At 37.9% G+C, this 16,831-nt stretch carries 24 protein-coding genes; 23 read left to right on the top strand and 1 reads right to left on the bottom strand.

Annotated elements, in window-relative coordinates; all coding sequences use genetic code 11:
• Positions 1-22: 22 nt before the first annotated feature.
• Positions 23-3,520 carry a T9SS type A sorting domain-containing protein gene (locus ACTIEI_RS14355; RefSeq protein WP_439506972.1) on the bottom strand — a complete coding sequence of 1,166 codons (3,498 nt, stop codon included), beginning with the start codon at positions 3,518-3,520 and terminating at the stop codon, positions 23-25.
• A 187-nt stretch (positions 3,521-3,707) separates the two neighbouring features.
• On the opposite strand from ACTIEI_RS14355, the gene rpsL reads away from it, so the two are divergent.
• The 23 genes from rpsL to rpmD all read left to right on the top strand — a co-directional run bounded on the left by rpsL (position 3,708) and on the right by rpmD (position 16,749).
• Positions 3,708-4,088, top strand: coding sequence for a 30S ribosomal protein S12 (gene rpsL / locus ACTIEI_RS14350; RefSeq protein ID WP_026751391.1), 381 nt, complete (start codon positions 3,708-3,710; stop codon positions 4,086-4,088).
• A gap of 69 nt (positions 4,089-4,157) precedes the next feature.
• Entirely contained in the window at positions 4,158-4,625 is a 468-nt protein-coding gene (gene rpsG, locus ACTIEI_RS14345) for a 30S ribosomal protein S7 (RefSeq protein WP_439506971.1), read from the top strand.
• Positions 4,626-4,818: 193 nt separating this feature from the next.
• Positions 4,819-6,969, top strand: coding sequence for an elongation factor G (fusA, locus tag ACTIEI_RS14340; protein ID WP_439506970.1), 2,151 nt, complete (start codon positions 4,819-4,821; stop codon positions 6,967-6,969).
• Positions 6,970-7,265: 296 nt separating this feature from the next.
• Complete coding sequence (rpsJ, locus tag ACTIEI_RS14335) at positions 7,266-7,571, top strand: 30S ribosomal protein S10 (RefSeq protein ID WP_026751395.1); 306 nt, start codon at positions 7,266-7,268, stop codon at positions 7,569-7,571.
• A 291-nt stretch (positions 7,572-7,862) separates the two neighbouring features.
• The gene (gene rplC / locus ACTIEI_RS14330; protein WP_439506969.1) at positions 7,863-8,480 is read left to right on the top strand and encodes a 50S ribosomal protein L3; all 618 of its coding nucleotides are present in this window, start codon (positions 7,863-7,865) and stop codon (positions 8,478-8,480) included.
• Positions 8,481-8,515: 35 nt separating this feature from the next.
• The gene (rplD, locus tag ACTIEI_RS14325) at positions 8,516-9,151 is read left to right on the top strand and encodes a 50S ribosomal protein L4 (RefSeq protein ID WP_439506968.1); all 636 of its coding nucleotides are present in this window, start codon (positions 8,516-8,518) and stop codon (positions 9,149-9,151) included.
• 26 nt (positions 9,152-9,177) lie between these two features.
• Entirely contained in the window at positions 9,178-9,477 is a 300-nt protein-coding gene (rplW, locus tag ACTIEI_RS14320; protein WP_295186368.1) for a 50S ribosomal protein L23, read from the top strand.
• 44 nt (positions 9,478-9,521) lie between these two features.
• A complete protein-coding gene (gene rplB / locus ACTIEI_RS14315) occupies positions 9,522-10,361 on the top strand; it encodes a 50S ribosomal protein L2 (protein ID WP_439506967.1) in 840 nt (279 codons plus the stop codon).
• A gap of 56 nt (positions 10,362-10,417) precedes the next feature.
• Complete coding sequence (gene rpsS, locus ACTIEI_RS14310; RefSeq protein ID WP_026763916.1) at positions 10,418-10,687, top strand: 30S ribosomal protein S19; 270 nt, start codon at positions 10,418-10,420, stop codon at positions 10,685-10,687.
• A gap of 39 nt (positions 10,688-10,726) precedes the next feature.
• Positions 10,727-11,071 (top strand): 50S ribosomal protein L22, encoded by a 345-nt coding sequence (gene rplV, locus ACTIEI_RS14305; RefSeq protein WP_051408487.1) that lies wholly within the window; start codon positions 10,727-10,729, stop codon positions 11,069-11,071.
• Between the two features lie 16 nt (positions 11,072-11,087).
• The gene (gene rpsC, locus ACTIEI_RS14300) at positions 11,088-11,861 is read left to right on the top strand and encodes a 30S ribosomal protein S3 (protein ID WP_439506966.1); all 774 of its coding nucleotides are present in this window, start codon (positions 11,088-11,090) and stop codon (positions 11,859-11,861) included.
• A gap of 77 nt (positions 11,862-11,938) precedes the next feature.
• On the top strand, positions 11,939-12,358 hold the full coding sequence (gene rplP / locus ACTIEI_RS14295) for a 50S ribosomal protein L16 (protein WP_439506965.1): 420 nt from the start codon (positions 11,939-11,941) through the stop codon (positions 12,356-12,358).
• Positions 12,359-12,376: 18 nt separating this feature from the next.
• A complete protein-coding gene (rpmC, locus tag ACTIEI_RS14290) occupies positions 12,377-12,592 on the top strand; it encodes a 50S ribosomal protein L29 (RefSeq protein WP_026751404.1) in 216 nt (71 codons plus the stop codon).
• Positions 12,593-12,609: 17 nt separating this feature from the next.
• A complete protein-coding gene (gene rpsQ / locus ACTIEI_RS14285) occupies positions 12,610-12,867 on the top strand; it encodes a 30S ribosomal protein S17 (protein ID WP_026751405.1) in 258 nt (85 codons plus the stop codon).
• A gap of 75 nt (positions 12,868-12,942) precedes the next feature.
• Positions 12,943-13,311 (top strand): 50S ribosomal protein L14, encoded by a 369-nt coding sequence (gene rplN, locus ACTIEI_RS14280; RefSeq protein WP_026751406.1) that lies wholly within the window; start codon positions 12,943-12,945, stop codon positions 13,309-13,311.
• A 22-nt stretch (positions 13,312-13,333) separates the two neighbouring features.
• Positions 13,334-13,672 carry a 50S ribosomal protein L24 gene (gene rplX / locus ACTIEI_RS14275; RefSeq protein WP_295186381.1) on the top strand — a complete coding sequence of 113 codons (339 nt, stop codon included), beginning with the start codon at positions 13,334-13,336 and terminating at the stop codon, positions 13,670-13,672.
• Positions 13,672-14,241, top strand: coding sequence for a 50S ribosomal protein L5 (rplE, locus tag ACTIEI_RS14270; protein ID WP_439506964.1), 570 nt, complete (start codon positions 13,672-13,674; stop codon positions 14,239-14,241). The genes rplX and rplE overlap by 1 nt, the downstream gene beginning before the upstream one ends.
• Before the next feature lie 22 nt (positions 14,242-14,263).
• Positions 14,264-14,533, top strand: coding sequence for a 30S ribosomal protein S14 (gene rpsN, locus ACTIEI_RS14265; protein ID WP_295186385.1), 270 nt, complete (start codon positions 14,264-14,266; stop codon positions 14,531-14,533).
• Between the two features lie 47 nt (positions 14,534-14,580).
• Positions 14,581-14,979, top strand: a complete 399-nt coding sequence (gene rpsH, locus ACTIEI_RS14260; RefSeq protein ID WP_295186386.1) for a 30S ribosomal protein S8 — start codon at positions 14,581-14,583, stop codon at positions 14,977-14,979.
• A gap of 77 nt (positions 14,980-15,056) precedes the next feature.
• Positions 15,057-15,611 carry a 50S ribosomal protein L6 gene (gene rplF, locus ACTIEI_RS14255; protein ID WP_439506963.1) on the top strand — a complete coding sequence of 185 codons (555 nt, stop codon included), beginning with the start codon at positions 15,057-15,059 and terminating at the stop codon, positions 15,609-15,611.
• Between the two features lie 48 nt (positions 15,612-15,659).
• Positions 15,660-16,010: a 50S ribosomal protein L18 gene (gene rplR, locus ACTIEI_RS14250; protein ID WP_026763912.1), complete on the top strand. Its 351-nt coding sequence runs from the start codon at positions 15,660-15,662 to the stop codon at positions 16,008-16,010.
• A 29-nt stretch (positions 16,011-16,039) separates the two neighbouring features.
• Positions 16,040-16,561: a 30S ribosomal protein S5 gene (rpsE, locus tag ACTIEI_RS14245; protein WP_295232334.1), complete on the top strand. Its 522-nt coding sequence runs from the start codon at positions 16,040-16,042 to the stop codon at positions 16,559-16,561.
• Between the two features lie 5 nt (positions 16,562-16,566).
• Positions 16,567-16,749 (top strand): 50S ribosomal protein L30, encoded by a 183-nt coding sequence (gene rpmD / locus ACTIEI_RS14240; RefSeq protein WP_439506962.1) that lies wholly within the window; start codon positions 16,567-16,569, stop codon positions 16,747-16,749.
• Positions 16,750-16,831 lie beyond the last annotated feature (82 nt).

Raw genomic sequence — 16,831 nt, 5'->3', positions numbered from 1 at the left:
TTTATAATAGTAAATAAAATAGCTATTGTTTTATAAAAGGTATATTCTGCTGAAGAGAACCACTAGTTACTTGTATAAAGTATTGTCCATTGCTAATGGATGTAATGGGAATGCTAATGAGTCCTTGTTGTATATTTCCTAATTCAATTGTTTTTATTAAAGTACCTGCCATATTAAATAGTCTCACTGTGCTATTGGCAATGCTATTGGCTTTGATAGAAACTTTAATTTCACTTGTTGCAGGATTAGGATATAGTTTTACGGTCAATAAATTGCTGAGCGGACTAGTTGATTTTGGAATATATTTTCCAATATAAAATCTACTCGACGCTTTACTTAAACTGTCTGTTGTAATACTAAACTGATAAATACTGTCTTTAATTAATGGCATACTATTGTTTGTATAAGTATCATATAATACTAGCTTAAATTCAGATGGCATAAATGCTTCATGAATTTGGAAAGTATAATTACCAGGTTCAACATTGCTTAATTCAATAGGTACAATAGTTTGTGCTTGAAGAATCCTACTGTCAACAGCCAATTTAGCGCCATCAGAAGATTTACTAAATAGGTTTACTCCAGGATTCAATAATTTATCAGCATCCAGAGAGTCTTTACCATTTTTAGCGCCAGCGTGTTCTCTAAGGATAAATCGGTCTTGCAAAATTTGATTATTGAGTAAATTGATAGTTGCAAAATATCCGACTGTTTCCTTGTAATCATCAATGATTCCTTTGTTCCATTCAATGGATTTTGAAGCTTCCGAAACGGTGATTTCATTTTCTATGCTACTATCTGTTTGAACAATATATGCTTCAAATGGATTGAGTATATATTGTTGTGCAAATGGGAGTACCATATAGCCACCTTTGTTGCCCATTAATGGATTCCATATATATTTATAGTTACTTACCATTTTTGCTTTTGTAAATGTTCCTGTATTGACTGGGCTCAGGTAAGGATTTGCTATTACGTTAAATCCATTTCCTAATTGACTTAGTAAGATTTGTTGTGTACCCATTTGAATGGTGCCACTTAAATAAGTCGGGTTATTCTCACTATTTTGATTACTCAAAACACGCCATTGTATACCTTGATACTTCTTCCAACTATTTGTTGTGGTATCTCCTGCAAAGTCAAAAGGCTTCCAACTACTTTCAATGGAGAAACTATCAGTGTTTGAGGCAGCATGATTATAAAATATGGTGGGTTTGTTGGCCCAATTATTAAAAGTTAGAGATTGATCAAACGGTTGTCCAGCTAAATAAGTCCCAGCAGCTTTCTTTGAAAAAATGTTGGCAGCATGCACTATGCCATTGATGCTAGTTCCTGCTGCAGAAGATGTAATTGCAGCGGTTTCTGTCAAGAATAAATTGCTGTTGGTACTTAAGCTACCAGCGGCAAGTTGCATATTTCCTCTAACAATAAGTTGATTGCTCACTTGAGTATTAGTGTTGTTTTTTATTATTAAATGTTCAATCTTATTTTCTTTAAATAGTTGACCATTGATTGTTTGTGGATTATTTCCATTTAATTCAATGGTTGCATTATTAGCAGCTATTGAAGCGCTATCCGCTTGCATAACTCCACTCATTTTTAAAGTACCGGATATTCGGAGACTTGCACCTTTAGAAAGATAAAGATTTTTGACTCCATGAGTTCCTGTTAATACGGGCTGATATAAAGCTGATTGACTAATAGTTATTGTAGCACTGTCATTAGGGATAAGGGTATTACACCAGTTTAGCGGATTATGCCAGTTACTGTCTGTATTCCCTATCCAACTATTGGATTGTAAAAAAATAGTTTTTTCTGCGCTAGAAAATTCATTGAAAATTCTAATGGAAATGCTATCTAGTTTTTCAGATCCATTTGAACTCATTTTCCATTGAATGGGTTGCACCGTGCCTCCTCCACTTTGTATTTCTAAGCTTTGTTGAGAAGTACTCCAATGTTTGGGTAATTGAGTTACTTCCCATTTAATTTTATCGCCTGCATCTGTACTGTCTATTACTAATAGAGGTACAATGTCAATGCTATCTCTAGTATTACATTGGGTAATCGTACTGTCTTTTGGTAGAAGATACTTTATGGTACTTGCATCAACTTGTACATGTTGTATTGGGGATGAGGTAAGTGATAATAAACTAGCATTAGTAGCTATATCTTTTACAATCAACTGATCGTTATTAAACCCATCAGCAAGGGTAATTCCGTCCCTGTCTTTTTCGCCTGCTTCAATAATATGCTGAAATAAAAGTTGATTGCTATTATTTCCACTTACATATTGAACGTTGATTTTTTTATTCCCTATCAAAATGGGAATGGACCTTAATGGAGAGGCGCTGTCTAAATGAACTGTTTCATTAAAAGTCAGCTGTAGTTTTAATGTATCTCCCAACTTTATAATCGTATCATTTAGAGAACTAAAGCTAATTTGTAAAGGTTTTATTTTATCGATTTGCTGCGTATCTATGCTAAAAAAGGGGAGTCCCCTTAGTCCTGGTATTAAATTATTATCGTTGTTGATTCCTAATACCATTTTACCGGCGCCTGAACCTGTATAAACATTGATTAAATAATCTGATCCAGTCCCACTTACGCCTGTTATAGTGGCATTGGTTAATCCATCAGTAATTAACGCAAAATTGGAAGTGCTCAATCCAGTTATATCTCCACCTGGTTTAAATGCATATCGAATGGTATCTGTATTAGTTATTGAAGAGGCTAAAGAGTGAAGGCTATCCACGGTAACGGCATTATTTGTTGTAGATACCTTGTCTGCACTAAAGCTAAAATTATCAATTGCTACTAGATCATCACTGCCAGATTCATCTAAATCATCCCATCTTAGCATCAATTGTTCACCGTTTTTCCATTGTATGCCAGTAATAGTAAACTGAATTACTTGCTGGTTTTCTACCAAATTCCCATTTAAACTTCCTACTCCTGAACTAAATTGAATAGAGGTAAAGTTCAATGGTCCGTGATTGATTGGGTTAGGATGATCAATATTGTTGATGGCACCAACAGCATATTTACCAGTCCAAGTATTACTGTTTCCAGATCCACCTTTTCTCCATTGTTTTGTTGTAAAAGAGCCTGTTATGGTGTTCAAAGAATCGCCAGTTTGATTGGTAATGACTAGTCCAACTGCATAAACCCCCGTACCTGCTGCAAGCATGCCCAGTCCTCGGTCGATGCTGCCAGTTGCGCCAACACTGTATACACCAGCTGAAGTAGAAGTGCCTGCTCCAATAGCGAATACTGCATTGGTGGAAGTCCCAGATTTTTGCAAAAATTCCCAACCTACTAAGCCACTCAGCGCAAATGGGGCTTGTGAAAATGCAAATGGTCCTTTACCTGTTAGCGTTGTAGATCCCCCTGAGGGTAAATCATTGAAATTTTGCTGGTACAAGTTTTTTTTGTTTGAATAAATAACTGCGTTACTGGCTTGTCCAAATACAGCGCCAGTAGCTGCTAAAAAAAGCAGCAAAGTGAAAATATATGGCCTCATGGCAGAAAGGGGGAGTTTGTGGGGTTACATTGTAAAGCAACAAACAACTATTGAAATCAACAATAGTGCGGATTAAATTGGGTTAAATCCCTTTATTTTTGTCCGTAGAAATACTTTTTTTTGAAAACATTTTGGATTCTCGTTAAGAGCCATTACCTTTGCCGTCCGAAATTTTAAATGGTTTATAATGCCTACAATACAACAATTAGTTAGAAAAGGCCGCGAAATAATCAGGGCTAAGAGTAAGTCAAGAGCTTTGGATGCTTGTCCTCAGCGTCGTGGCGTATGTACCCGTGTATATACTACCACTCCTAAAAAACCAAACTCTGCTTTGCGTAAAGTAGCGAAAGTACGTTTGACCAATAAAGTTGAGGTGATTGCCTATATTCCAGGTGAAGGCCACAACTTACAAGAGCACTCAATCGTATTAATCCGTGGTGGTCGTGTAAAAGACTTACCAGGGGTACGTTACCATATTGTACGTGGTAGCTTAGATACTGCCGGTGTTAAAGACCGTAAGCAGAGCCGTTCTAAGTATGGTACAAAGAAGGAAAAAGCTAAAAAATAGTTCTATTCATAACTGTGACTGAGTAAAGTTTTAATACTTGAAGAAGATCAGTCTCTTAAAAATTAAATCATGCGTAAAGCACAAGCGAAAAAATTACCCTTAGCACCAGACGGTCGTTTTAACGACAAGTTGGTTACTCGTTTCATCAACAACTTGATGTGGGATGGTAAAAAAAGTACTGCAATCAACATTTTCTATGATGCAGTTGACAAAATAACAAAAATTACTGGCGAAGATGGCTATGAAGTGTGGAAGAAAGCAATCGCTAATGTAACACCTGCTGTAGAAGTAAGAAGCCGTAGAATCGGTGGAGCCACTTTCCAGATTCCTGCTGAAGTTCGCCCTGATCGTAAAATTTCTTTGAGCATGAAGTGGTTAATCCGCTACAGCCGCGAAAGAAACGGACGTACCATGGCAGATAAGTTATCAAATGAAATCATGTCTGCTGCAAAAGGCGAAGGTGCTGCATTCAAGAAAAAAGAAGATACACACCGTATGGCAGAAGCTAACAAAGCATTCTCTCACTTCAAAGTGTAATTTTTCACAGATATTTATACGGCCTCTCCATAAAAATGGAGAGGTTTTTTTTTGGGCCAAGCTCCTGCATTTCAATTACTTAATAAGTTAGTTTGGTAACGATTTTTCCCCATTCTAAATAAAACGGTCCGAACCCTTTGTTGGTTCGGTATTATATGTACCTTTGCGGCCTCTAAAAAAACAAGAATACTATATGGCTGATTTGAAATTTCAACGAAACTTTGGTATTGCCGCCCACATTGATGCCGGTAAAACCACTACCACCGAGCGTATTTTGCGCTACACTGGTATGATCCATAAGATTGGTGAAGTACATGATGGTGGTGCTACTACCGACTGGATGGAGCAAGAAAAGGAAAGAGGTATTACCATTACTTCTGCGGCAGTAAGCTGTCAGTGGAATTTCCCAACTGTATTGGGTAAAGCCACTCCTGAAACCAAGAATTATTATTTCAACATCATCGATACTCCAGGACACGTAGATTTTACCGTAGAGGTAGAGCGTTCTATGCGTGTATTGGATGGTTTGATTGCGTTGTTTTCTGCAGTAGATGGTGTAGAACCTCAGTCTGAAACTGTTTGGCGTCAAGCTAACCGTTATAAAGTTCCACGTATTGGATTCGTAAATAAAATGGATCGTGCTGGTGCCGATTTCTTAATGGTGGTAACACAGGTTAAAGAAATGTTGGGTGCGAAGGCAGTTCCATTGCAATTACCTATTGGTGCAGAAGATAATTTCAAGGGCGTTGTAGACCTGATTAAGATGAAAGGTATTGTATGGCATGCTGAAACAGAGGGAATGACTTTCGACGAAATTCCTGTGCCTGCAGATATGATGGAAGACGTTTTACATTGGAGACAAAACTTGATTGAGGCTGTTGCTGAATATGATGATAAGTTGATGGAGAAATTCTTTGATAACCCAGATTCAATTTCTGAAGATGAGGTACACGAAGCAATCCGTAAAGCTTGTATCGATTTGAGCATTGTTCCAATGATGTGTGGATCTTCATTCAAAAATAAAGGAGTGCAAACTGCACTTGATGCGGTTTGTCGTTACTTACCTTCTCCAGTAGACGTTGAAGATACAGTAGGTACTGATCCTGATTCTGGTGAGCCAATCACTAGAAAGCCAAATGCTAAAGAACCTTTTGCTGCATTGGCATTTAAAATTATGACCGATCCTTTCGTAGGTCGTTTGGCATTCTTCCGTTGTTACTCTGGTCGTTTAGATGCAGGTTCTTATGTATTGAACGTGAGAAGTGGTAAGAAAGAGCGTATCAGCCGTATCATGAAGATGTTTGCCAACAAACAAAACCCAATTGATTTTATTGAAGCAGGAGATATTGCGGCTGCAGTAGGTTTCAAAGAAATCAAAACTGGAGATACACTTTGCGATGAAAACCATCCTATTACTTTGGAGAATATGTTCATTCCAGAGCCTGTTATCGCGATTGCTGTTGAGCCTAAAACTCAAGCAGACGTTGATAAAATGGGTATGGCTATTGCAAAGTTAGTAGAAGAAGATCCTACTTTACGTGTAAATACTGACGAAGATACTGGCCAAACCATTTTACGTGGAATGGGTGAATTACACCTTGAAATCATCATTGACCGTATGCGTCGTGAGTTTAAGGTTGAAGTAAACCAAGGTGCTCCTCAGGTTGCTTATAAAGAATCATTTGGAACTACTATTACCCATAGAGAAGTGTTGAAGAAACAGTCTGGTGGTCGTGGTAAGTTTGCCGATATTCAATTTGAAATTGGACCAGCTGATGCAGAGTGGTTAAAAGAAAACGAAGGAAAGAGCTTCCAATTTGTAAACGATTTATTTGGTGGATCTATTCCTAAAGAATTTGTGCCTGCAATCACTAAAGGGTTTGAAACCGCAATGACAGCTGGTGTTTTAGCTGGATACCCAGTTAATAATATGAAAGTTCGTGTATTTGATGGTAGCTACCATGATGTGGATTCTGATGCTATGAGTTTTGAATTGTGTGCGAAAGCTGGTTTCCGCGAAGCGGGTCGTAAAGCTAAGCCTACTTTATTAGAGCCAATCATGAAGGTTGAAGTATTAACTCCAGATCAATACATGGGAGATGTTACCGGAGACTTGAACCGTCGTCGTGGTATGCTAGAAGGAATGGATAGTCGCGCTAACCTACAGGTTATCAAAGCTAAAGTTCCATTGAGCGAAATGTTTGGTTATGTAACTCAACTTCGTTCATTAAGTTCTGGTCGTGCAACTTCTACTATGGAGTTCTCTCATTATAATCCTGCTCCAAATAACGTTGCAGAAGAAGTAATGGCAAAGAACAAGGGAAAGGTTAAATCTGATGACTAGTTCTCTATTCAATTTATATGACGCGCCTCGAGTTTACTCGGGGCGTTTTTTTTGAGGTGGGATTGATGCTGTCTTTGAAGTTAAACGGTCTGAAAGTTGGGATCACAAAATGAGTTGTAGTTCATTTGTATTAAAATAAAATAGTATATCATGTTGCTTTTTGGGGAAAAACAGGGTAATTTTGAAAAAAATAAAAAATAAATCCACAAAAACATATAAAAAGAAGATAAAAAACTTGTCTGTTCGATTACAGCTCCTTACCTTTGCAACCCCAACGTAAAAATTGGTTTTTGACTATGTCTCAGCGAATCAGAATCAAATTACAATCATACGATCACAATCTAGTAGATAAATCTGCAGAGAAGATCGTTAAGACAGTACGTAGTACAGGTGCAGTAGTAACAGGACCTATTCCTTTGCCTACTCATAAGAAAATCTTTACTGTATTGCGTTCACCACACGTTAATAAGAAAAGCCGTGAGCAGTTCCAATTAGCTACGCATAAGCGTCTAATGGATATCTACACTTCTTCTTCTAGAACAGTAGATGCGTTGAGCAAGCTAGACTTACCGTCTGGTGTTGAGGTTGAAATCAAAGCTTGATAAAGCCATTTCTCTAGAAAGAGAGAAAGTAGTTCTTATATACCCAATTATCTGCCAATCGGCTTAGGCCAGAAAAAGCAGCTCTGATAAAGAAATTATAAATCATTTAGTTCACAATGAATTAAATGAGTAACATATAAACAGGCCCTTCGAGGTTTGTTTACTACCGGTACTTCCTCTTCAAAATGTAAGTTTTGGAAACAACGGAAAAGGTCGGTAGCAAACTAGGATTGAATCCCGCTTCATCGGTGGGATGTCCTCATAACCGAGCGGGGCATAAACCGCAAAACGATGAAAGGAATTATTGGAAAAAAAATCGGGATGACCAGCATCTTCGCAGCCGATGGTAAGCAAACAGCTTGTACCATTGTTGAAGTTGCTCCAAACACCGTAACACAGATCAAAACACAGGAAACCGATGGTTATTCTGCTGTTCAATTAGCTATCGGCGACAAGAAAGAAAAACACGCTACAAAAGCCGAAATCAATCACTTTGCAAAGGCTCAAACTCCAGCCAAGAAATTCGTTAAAGAATTCCGCAATTATTCAATAGAAAAAAATTTAGGTGAAACAGTAACCTTAGACATCTTCTCTGAAGGAGATAGTGTTGAAGTTGTTGGAACTACCAAGGGTAAAGGTTTCCAGGGTGTTGTTAAGCGCCACGGATTCTCTGGTGTGGGTGAAGCTTCCCATGGCCAGCACGATCGTCAACGTGCGCCAGGTTCTATTGGTGGATCTTCTTATCCTTCAAGAGTATTTAAAGGAATGAGAATGGCCGGCCGTATGGGTGGAGACCGTGTTAAAATGAAAGGTTTGAAAGTAGTAAAAATATTTTCAGAAAAGAACTATATCCTGATCAGCGGTTCTGTTCCAGGTCATAACGGTTCTATCGTTTTAATTCAGAAATAATCACCCTGTTTAATTGACAGATTAATTGAAAGATCATGCAAGTAGATGTATTAGATATAAAAGGACAGAAAACCGGTAGAACGGTTGAATTACCACAGGAAATCTTTGGTATTGAACCAAACAACCACGTTATCTACCTAGCTGTTAAGCAATACTTAGCCGCACGTCGTTCTGGAACGCACAAAGTAAAAACTCGCGCAGAAGTACAAGGTGCTAGTCGCAAGTTGCACAAGCAGAAAGGAACTGGTGGCTCTCGTAAAGGTAATATCCGTAATCCTTTGTACAAGGGTGGTGGTACTATCTTTGGACCAAAACCACATGCTTACGACTTCAAATTGAATCGTAAAGTAAAAGATTTGGCAAAAATTTCTGCTTTAAGTCATAAAGCAAAAGAGAGTGCAATCATCGTAGTAGAAGAGATTAAGATGGACGCACCAAAAACCAAACAATTGGTTGATATTATGGGTAACCTTAACGTTGCTGATAAGAAAGCGCTTATCGTTTTACCAGAATACAACGACAATTTGTATTTAAGCACTCGTAACGTACCTAATGTTGCTAGCACATTGTTAGCTGATATTAATACCTACGAAATAATGAATGCAGATGTATTAGTAATAACAGAAAACACTGTGAATATCTTTAACGAAGAAGAAGAAGCAGTAGCTTAATTTAAGTAACGTTTCAATCATACAAAATGAGACAGTCAGAAATTTTAATAAAGCCAATCTTAACTGAGAAAGCAAATGCGCAACAAGACACGTTGAGAAGATATGCTTTCAAAGTAAATCGTAAGGCAAACAAGTTAGAGATTAAGAAAGCAATTGAAGATTTCTATGGTGTAAATGTAGTGGATGTAAATACTGCAGTTGCTCCAGGAAAAAATAAAGCCCGTTACACAAAAGCTGGTTTTATTCAGGGAATGAAGTCTGCATACAAGAAAGCATTTGTTACTGTTGCAGAAGGTGAAACAATTGATCTTTACGCAAATATTTAATTTATAGCAGCGGAGCTGAAAAATCCGCACAAAAAAAATAAACAATGGCACTAAAAAAGTACAAACCAATCACAGCAGGAACTCGTTGGAGAATTGGTAATGCTTATGCTGAGATCACTACTAATAAGCCAGAAAAGAGCTTATTAGAGCCTCAAAAAAATACTGCTGGTCGTAACTTCCAAGGACGTAGAGTTATGCGTTACATGGGCGGCGGTAATAAGCAACATTATCGTATTATTGATTTTAAACGTAATAAGAGAGATATTGCAGCAACAGTAGTATCAATCGAATACGATCCAAACCGTACAGCATTTATTGCATTGGTACAGTATACAGATGGAGAGAAGCGTTACATTATTGCTCCTCAGGGTATTCAGGTTGGTCAGACAGTAATTGCTGGTGACGCAGTTGCTCCTGAATTAGGTAATGCATTGGCTATGAAAAATATGCCATTGGGTACTACCATTCACAACATTGAATTACAACCTGGTCAAGGTGGTAAAATGGTAAGAAGTGCTGGTGCATCTGCACAATTAGCCAATAAGGAAGAAAAGTACGCAGTACTTAAAATGCCTTCTGGTGAATTAAGAAAAGTATTGATTAACTGTTATGCAACCGTTGGTGTTGTTTCTAACAGCGATCATAATCTTGAAACAGCTGGTAAAGCGGGTAAAAACCGTTGGAAAGGTGTTCGTCCACGTGTAAGAGGTGTTGCCATGAACCCAGTAGATCACCCGATGGGTGGTGGTGAAGGTAGAGCTTCTGGTGGTCATCCACGTAGCAGAACTGGTAAGTACGCTAAAGGAGAGAAAACACGTACCAAAGGAAAGGGTAGCGATAAGCTAATCATCCAGCGCAGAAACGGTAAAAAACTGGCTAAGTAATAACCAACCAGTCAAAATAAATAAATAAACTAATAGACCAGTAAACTCAAATAATTATGGGTCGTTCGATTAAAAAAGGTCCTTACGTAGATGCTAACTTAGAAGGTAAAGTAGTTGCTATTAACGACGGAAAAGTAAAGAGAAACGTTATCAAAACTTGGAGTCGTCGCAGCACAATCACACCAGATTTTGTTGGTCACACTTTTGCCGTGCACAACGGAAATAAGTTCATCCCTGTTTACGTAACAGAATTCATGGTAGGTCACAAATTAGGTGAATTTGCTCCTACTAGAAACTTCAGAGGACACGCAGGAACTAAAAAATAACTGTAGGGGATAACACCCATACATCAAACAAAAAAAGAAATGGAAGCAGTAGCTAAACTGAACAATTATCCAACAGGTCCGCGTAAAATGCGCCTGTTAGCCGATGTGATCCGTGGAATGGAAGTGGAGAAAGCCCTGGCTATTCTGGAACATCATCCTCAGCACAATGCCACTCCATTGGCAAAACTGTTGAAGAGTGCTATCAGTAACTGGGAGCAGAAAAACAGCGGATCAAATGCTGCAGACAGCAGTCTGATTGTAAAGACCGTATTCGTTGATGGCGGTAGAGTATTAAAGCGTATGCGCCCTGCACCACAAGGCCGTGGCTACAAAGTACGCAAGCGCAGCAACCATGTAACATTAATCGTAGATTCTAAAAACTAATTAGTAAAACCATTATATGGGTCAGAAAGCAAATCCAATTGGTAACAGGTTAGGCATCATCCGCGGATGGGACAGTAACTGGTATGGTAGTAAAAGAGACTACGCATCCAAGCTGATCGAAGATCATAAGATCCGTACCTACCTGAGTGCCCGTATCAACAAAGGTGGAATCGCAAAGATCGTTATTGAGCGTACGCTTGGTAAATTGATCATAACTATTCATACTTCTAAGCCAGGTATTATCATCGGTAAAGGTGGTAATGAGGTTGATCGTATCAAAGAAGAGTTGAAGAAGTTAACAGGTAAAGACGATGTTCAAATTAATATCTTGGAGATTCGTCGTCCTGAACTAGATGCAACTATCGTAGGTGATACCATCGCTCGTCAAATCGAAAATCGTATCAATTTTAAGCGTGCAACTAAAATGGCCATTGCCTCTACACTCCGAATGGGTGCAGAAGGTATCAAGGTTAAATTAAGTGGTCGTTTAGGTGGTGCTGAGATTGCTCGTAGCGAAGAATTTAAACAAGGTCGTACTCCTTTGCATACTTTCCGTATGGATATTGATTATGCCAATGTTTTTGCGCAAACTGTTTACGGAAAAATTGGTATCAAAGTATGGATCTGTAAAGGTGAAGTACTAGGAAAACGCGAATTAAATCCAAACTTCGTTGGTGGTAAGAATGATATGAGCGACAGAAGAGAAAGATCTGGTGGAGATGAAAGAAGCCGTGGCGGAGATAGAAGGGATGATAGAAGAGGTGGTGGAAGAGGAGAACGCAGAAACTAATAGTAGAAATTAGTAATGCAGAATTACTAAAGTTTTAAATAACTACGAATATAATTCGTGGACCAAAAAACTAAAAAATGTTACAGCCGAAAAGAAGCAAACATAGGAAACAGCAGAAGGGACGCATTCGCGAAGTAGCTAAGCGTGGTACTGCTATATCATTTGGGTCATTTGCCTTAAAGGCATTAGAACCAATTTGGTTAACTAATCGCCAGATCGAATCTGCCCGTCAGTCCATGACTCGTGCAATGAAGCGTGAAGGAAATGTATGGATTAGAGTTTTCCCTGATAAAATTATCACTCATAAACCAGCTGAAGTGAGAATGGGTAAGGGTAAAGGTAACCCTGAATACTGGGCTGCTGTTGTTGAGCCAGGACGTATCATCTTCGAATGCGATGGTGTTACCGAAGCTGTAGCAAAAGAAGCGATGGGTCTTGCAGCACAAAAATTACCAATCGCAACTAAGTTCATCGTAAGAAGAGATTTGCAAGCATAACCAAAAAAAGAAATTGCAATGGCTAATAAAAAAACATACGAATTCAACAAAAATCTAAAGGATCTAAGTGTTACAGATCTTAGAGCAAAAATCCAAGAAGACGAACTACGTTTGAAAAAATTGGAGTTTGCTCATGCTATCTCTCCACTTGAAAATCCAATGACTATTCGTGGACTTCGTAGAGACATCGCCCGTATTAAAACGGAATTGAAGAAAAAAGAAATGGGTATTTAAACCATAAATTAAACACAATGGCTGAAAGAAATTTGCGCAAAACAAGGACAGGGATCGTTACCAGCGATAAAATGGATAAAACCATCACTGTTGCGGTTGAAAGAAAAGTAAAACACCCTATCTACGGTAAATTCGTAAAGAAGACTACTAAGTTCCATGCTCATGATGAGAAAGGAGAGTGCACCATCGGTGATGTGGTAAAGATCATGGAAACTCGTCCGCTTAGTAAAACCAAGCGTTGGAGACTAGTTGAAATTGTAGAAAAAGCGAAATAACAATATTGATTTAAGCTACTTTATTTCCATCTATGGTTCTTTAGTACTTAAATGTAAAATTTCAAATTAAATAAAATGATTCAGCAAGAAAGCAGGTTAAATGTAGCTGACAATAGTGGCGCTAAAGAAGTACTTTGTATTAAGGTACTAGGTAATAGTGGTCAGGATTATGCTAAGATCGGCGATAAAATTGTTGTTACGGTTAAAGACGCAATTCCTGCAGGTGGTGTTAAAAAAGGAACAGTTTCTAAAGCAGTTATTGTTCGTACTAAAAACAAACTTCGCAGAAAAGACGGTTCATACATCCGATTTGATGACAACGCCGTTGTGTTGTTAAACAATTCAGATGAACCTCGCGGTACACGTATCTTTGGACCTGTAGCAAGAGAATTGCGTGATAAGGGATATATGAAAATTATTTCTCTTGCTCCTGAAGTATTATAAAAAAAGCTAAAAGCTAAATAAAATGAGTACAAGATTTAAAGCCAAATTCAGCATCAAAAAAGGTGATTCCGTTGTGGTAATTGCTGGCGATGACAAGGATTTGAAAAAGCCTCGCACAGTATTGGAAGTGATTGTAGATAAAGGTCGTGTAGTAGTTGAAGGAGTGAATATCGTTACAAAGCACACCAAACCCTCTGCTCAAAATACCAAAGGTGGTATTGTAAAAGTAGAAGCACCAATTAACATTAGTAATGTTATGTTATGGGATGCGAAAAAGGGCGAGCCAACCAAAGTGAAGCGTACCCGTGAAAATGGAAAATTAATACGTGTATCTAAAAAATCTGGGGAGGTAATCAAATAATGAGTACAGTAAAATATACACCGAGATTAGCAACGAAGTACACCAAGGATGTTGTGCCTGCGTTGATGAAGAAGTTTGCTTACAGTACTGTAATGCAAGCACCTAAGTTAGAAAAAATCTGTATTAACCGTGGTGTTAATGGTGCGGTTACAGATAAAAAATTAGTAGATATAGCTGTTGAAGAATTGAATATGATCACTGGTCAAAAAGCAGTTCCTACTATGTCTAAGAAAGACATTTCTAACTTTAAGTTACGTAAGGGTATGCCAATTGGTGCACGCGTTACTTTAAGAGGGGAAAAAATGTACGAATTCTTAGACAGATTAGTATCTGTTGCTTTACCACGTGTACGTGACTTTAAAGGAATCAGTGATAAAGCTTTTGACGGAAGAGGTAACTATACTTTAGGTGTAACTGAACAAATCATTTTCCCTGAAATTGATATTGATAAAGTAAATAAAATTACCGGTTTAGATATCACTTTTGTAACAACAGCAAATACCAATGAAGAAGCTTATGAGCTTTTAAAAGAGTTAGGTATGCCGTTTAAAGGAACCAAGAAAGATTAATTAAACACAGAACAAAAACATTATGGCAAAAGAATCAATCAAGGCCAGACAAAGAAAGCGCGAGAAAATGGTAGCTCAATACGCAGAAAAACGTGCAGCTCTTAAAGCAGCAGGTGATTATGCAGGATTAGATCTACTTCCAAAGAACGCTTCTCCGGTACGTTTAAAAAACCGCTGTCAGCTAACAGGAAGACCTAAGGGTTACATGCGTTATTTCGGTCTATCAAGGATTATGTTCCGCGACATGGCTTTAAACGGTATGATTCCAGGTGTTAAAAAAGCAAGCTGGTAGTAGTCAGTTTGATAAACAAAATTTAGAACTAGTATAATTAAAATAATATGGTAACTGATCCTATAGCAGACTTCTTAACTAGAATTCGTAATGCTCAGTTGGCTGGTCATAGACTGGTTGAAATTCCTGCTTCTAATTTGAAGAAGCGTTTAACAGAGATTTTGTACGATCAAGGTTATATCTTGAAATACAAATTTGAAGATGATAATAAACAAGGTCTTATAAAGATTGCGTTAAAGTATGATCCGAATACAAAAGTTCCTGCTATTCGTTCTTTAGAAAGAGTTAGTCGTCCAGGATTACGTCAGTATGCAAAGCCTGCTGAAATCAAGAGAGTAATCAATGGATTAGGCGTTGCCATCCTAAGTACATCTAAAGGTGTTCTAACAGATAAGCAGGCTAAGGCCCAGAATGTTGGTGGAGAAGTGTTGTGTTATATTTCTTAAAGTAAACCGTTCCGACAATTAAGCCTCTTAGTCGTGGCTGAACACGGAACAATGTTCATCATAAATTAAAATCGACTATGTCTAGAATTGGTAAACAACCGGTAGTAGTTCCTGCAGGAGTAGTACTAACTGTTAGTGCAGATAATATACTAACTGTAAAAGGTCCTAAAGGAGAATTAACTCAGCAAATTGATAGAGATATTAATGTAGAAATAAAAGAAGGTGAAGTTGTTTTCACCAGACCAACAGATCAAATACGCCACCGCGCAATGCATGGATTGTATCGTTCTTTAGTAAGCAATATGGTAAAAGGGGTTACTGAAGGATATAAAAAAGAGTTAGAATTAGTAGGGGTAGGTTTTAAAGCTGCAAACACTGGCAATTTGTTAGATCTTGCCTTAGGGTATTCTCACAACATCATCATTGAAATACCTAGTGAATTAAAAGTTTCTACAACAACTGAAAAAGGTCAGAACCCTAAAGTTTTCTTAGAAGGTATTGATAAGCAATTAATAGGCCAAGTTGCCGCCAAATTGAGAAGCTTACGTAAGCCTGAGCCATACAAAGGAAAAGGTGTTAAGTATGCGGGTGAAATCTTAAGAAGAAAAGCAGGTAAGTCTGCAGGTAAATAATTAAAATAACAATCCACCGGCCGAATCGGAGGTATAAAATAAACAACAATGGGTAAATTAATTCAAAGGCAGAAAATTAGATACCGCATCCGTAAAAAGGTTGCAGGTACTGCTGTAAAGCCACGCCTTTCTGTATTCAGAAGCAATGCTGAAATCTATGCACAATTGATTGATGACGATAATGGAGTAACTATTGCCGCTGCATCATCTAGAGATAAAGACATTGCTGCACAGAAAGTTACCAAAATAGAAAAAGCTAAAATGGTAGGTGCTGCAGTTGCAACTAAAGCTTTAGCTCTAGGATTAACAAATTGTGTATTTGACAGGGGTGGAAATCTATATCATGGCCGTGTGAAGTCTGTAGCAGATGGAGCAAGAGAAGGTGGTCTGGTATTCTAATTACTAACATCAATTTAATCGCTCAATAAATGTCTAAAGTAAGCGTAAATAAAGTAAAAGCGGGTGGCGACATCGAACTGAAAGATAAGGTAGTTGCTATAAACCGTGTGGTAAAAACCACTAAAGGTGGCCGTACATTTAGTTTCTCTGCACTAGTTGTTGTAGGAAACGAAAATGGAATTGTTGGTCAAGGTCTTGGTAAAGCAAAAGAAGTACAAGAAGCAATTGCTAAGGGTATTGAAGATGCAAAGAAGAACTTGGTTAAAGTACCCGTAATGCATGGTACTATTCCTCACGAACAATTGGCTAAAGATGGTGCTGCAAAGGTATTAATTAAGCCAGCTGCACACGGAGCGGGAGTTATTGCGGGTGGTAGTATGCGTTCTGTGTTGGAAAGTGCAGGAATTACCGACGTACTTGCTAAGAGCCTTGGTTCAGCAAACCCTCATAACGTAGTTAAAGCTACTATTAAAGCGTTAAGCCTTTTAAGAGAACCAGTACAGGTTGCAAAAGGTCGTAACATTAAATTGAGCAAAGTATTCAACGGATAATATTTATGAAAAAGATTAAAATAACCCAGATTAAAAGTGGTATCGACAGATCTGAGCGCCAGAAGTTAACGCTTCTAGCTTTAGGTTTAAAAAAGTTGAATGCCTCTAAAGAAGTAGTTGCTACTCCACAAATACTTGGTATGGTTAATAAAGTTAGCCATCTTGTGAAGGTTGAAGAAATTGCTTAATTAAAATTTTTTAAGTCAGTAGTTTGGATATACCGTATTGTACGGATATCTTTACTCCTGACTTTTTATTTATTATAAACAA

Source organism: Sediminibacterium sp. (assembly GCF_051860225.1).
GTDB lineage: Bacteria > Bacteroidota > Bacteroidia > Chitinophagales > Chitinophagaceae > Sediminibacterium.
Note: the sequence above shows the minus strand (reverse complement) of the source record. Positions and strands in the feature narration are given on the sequence as shown.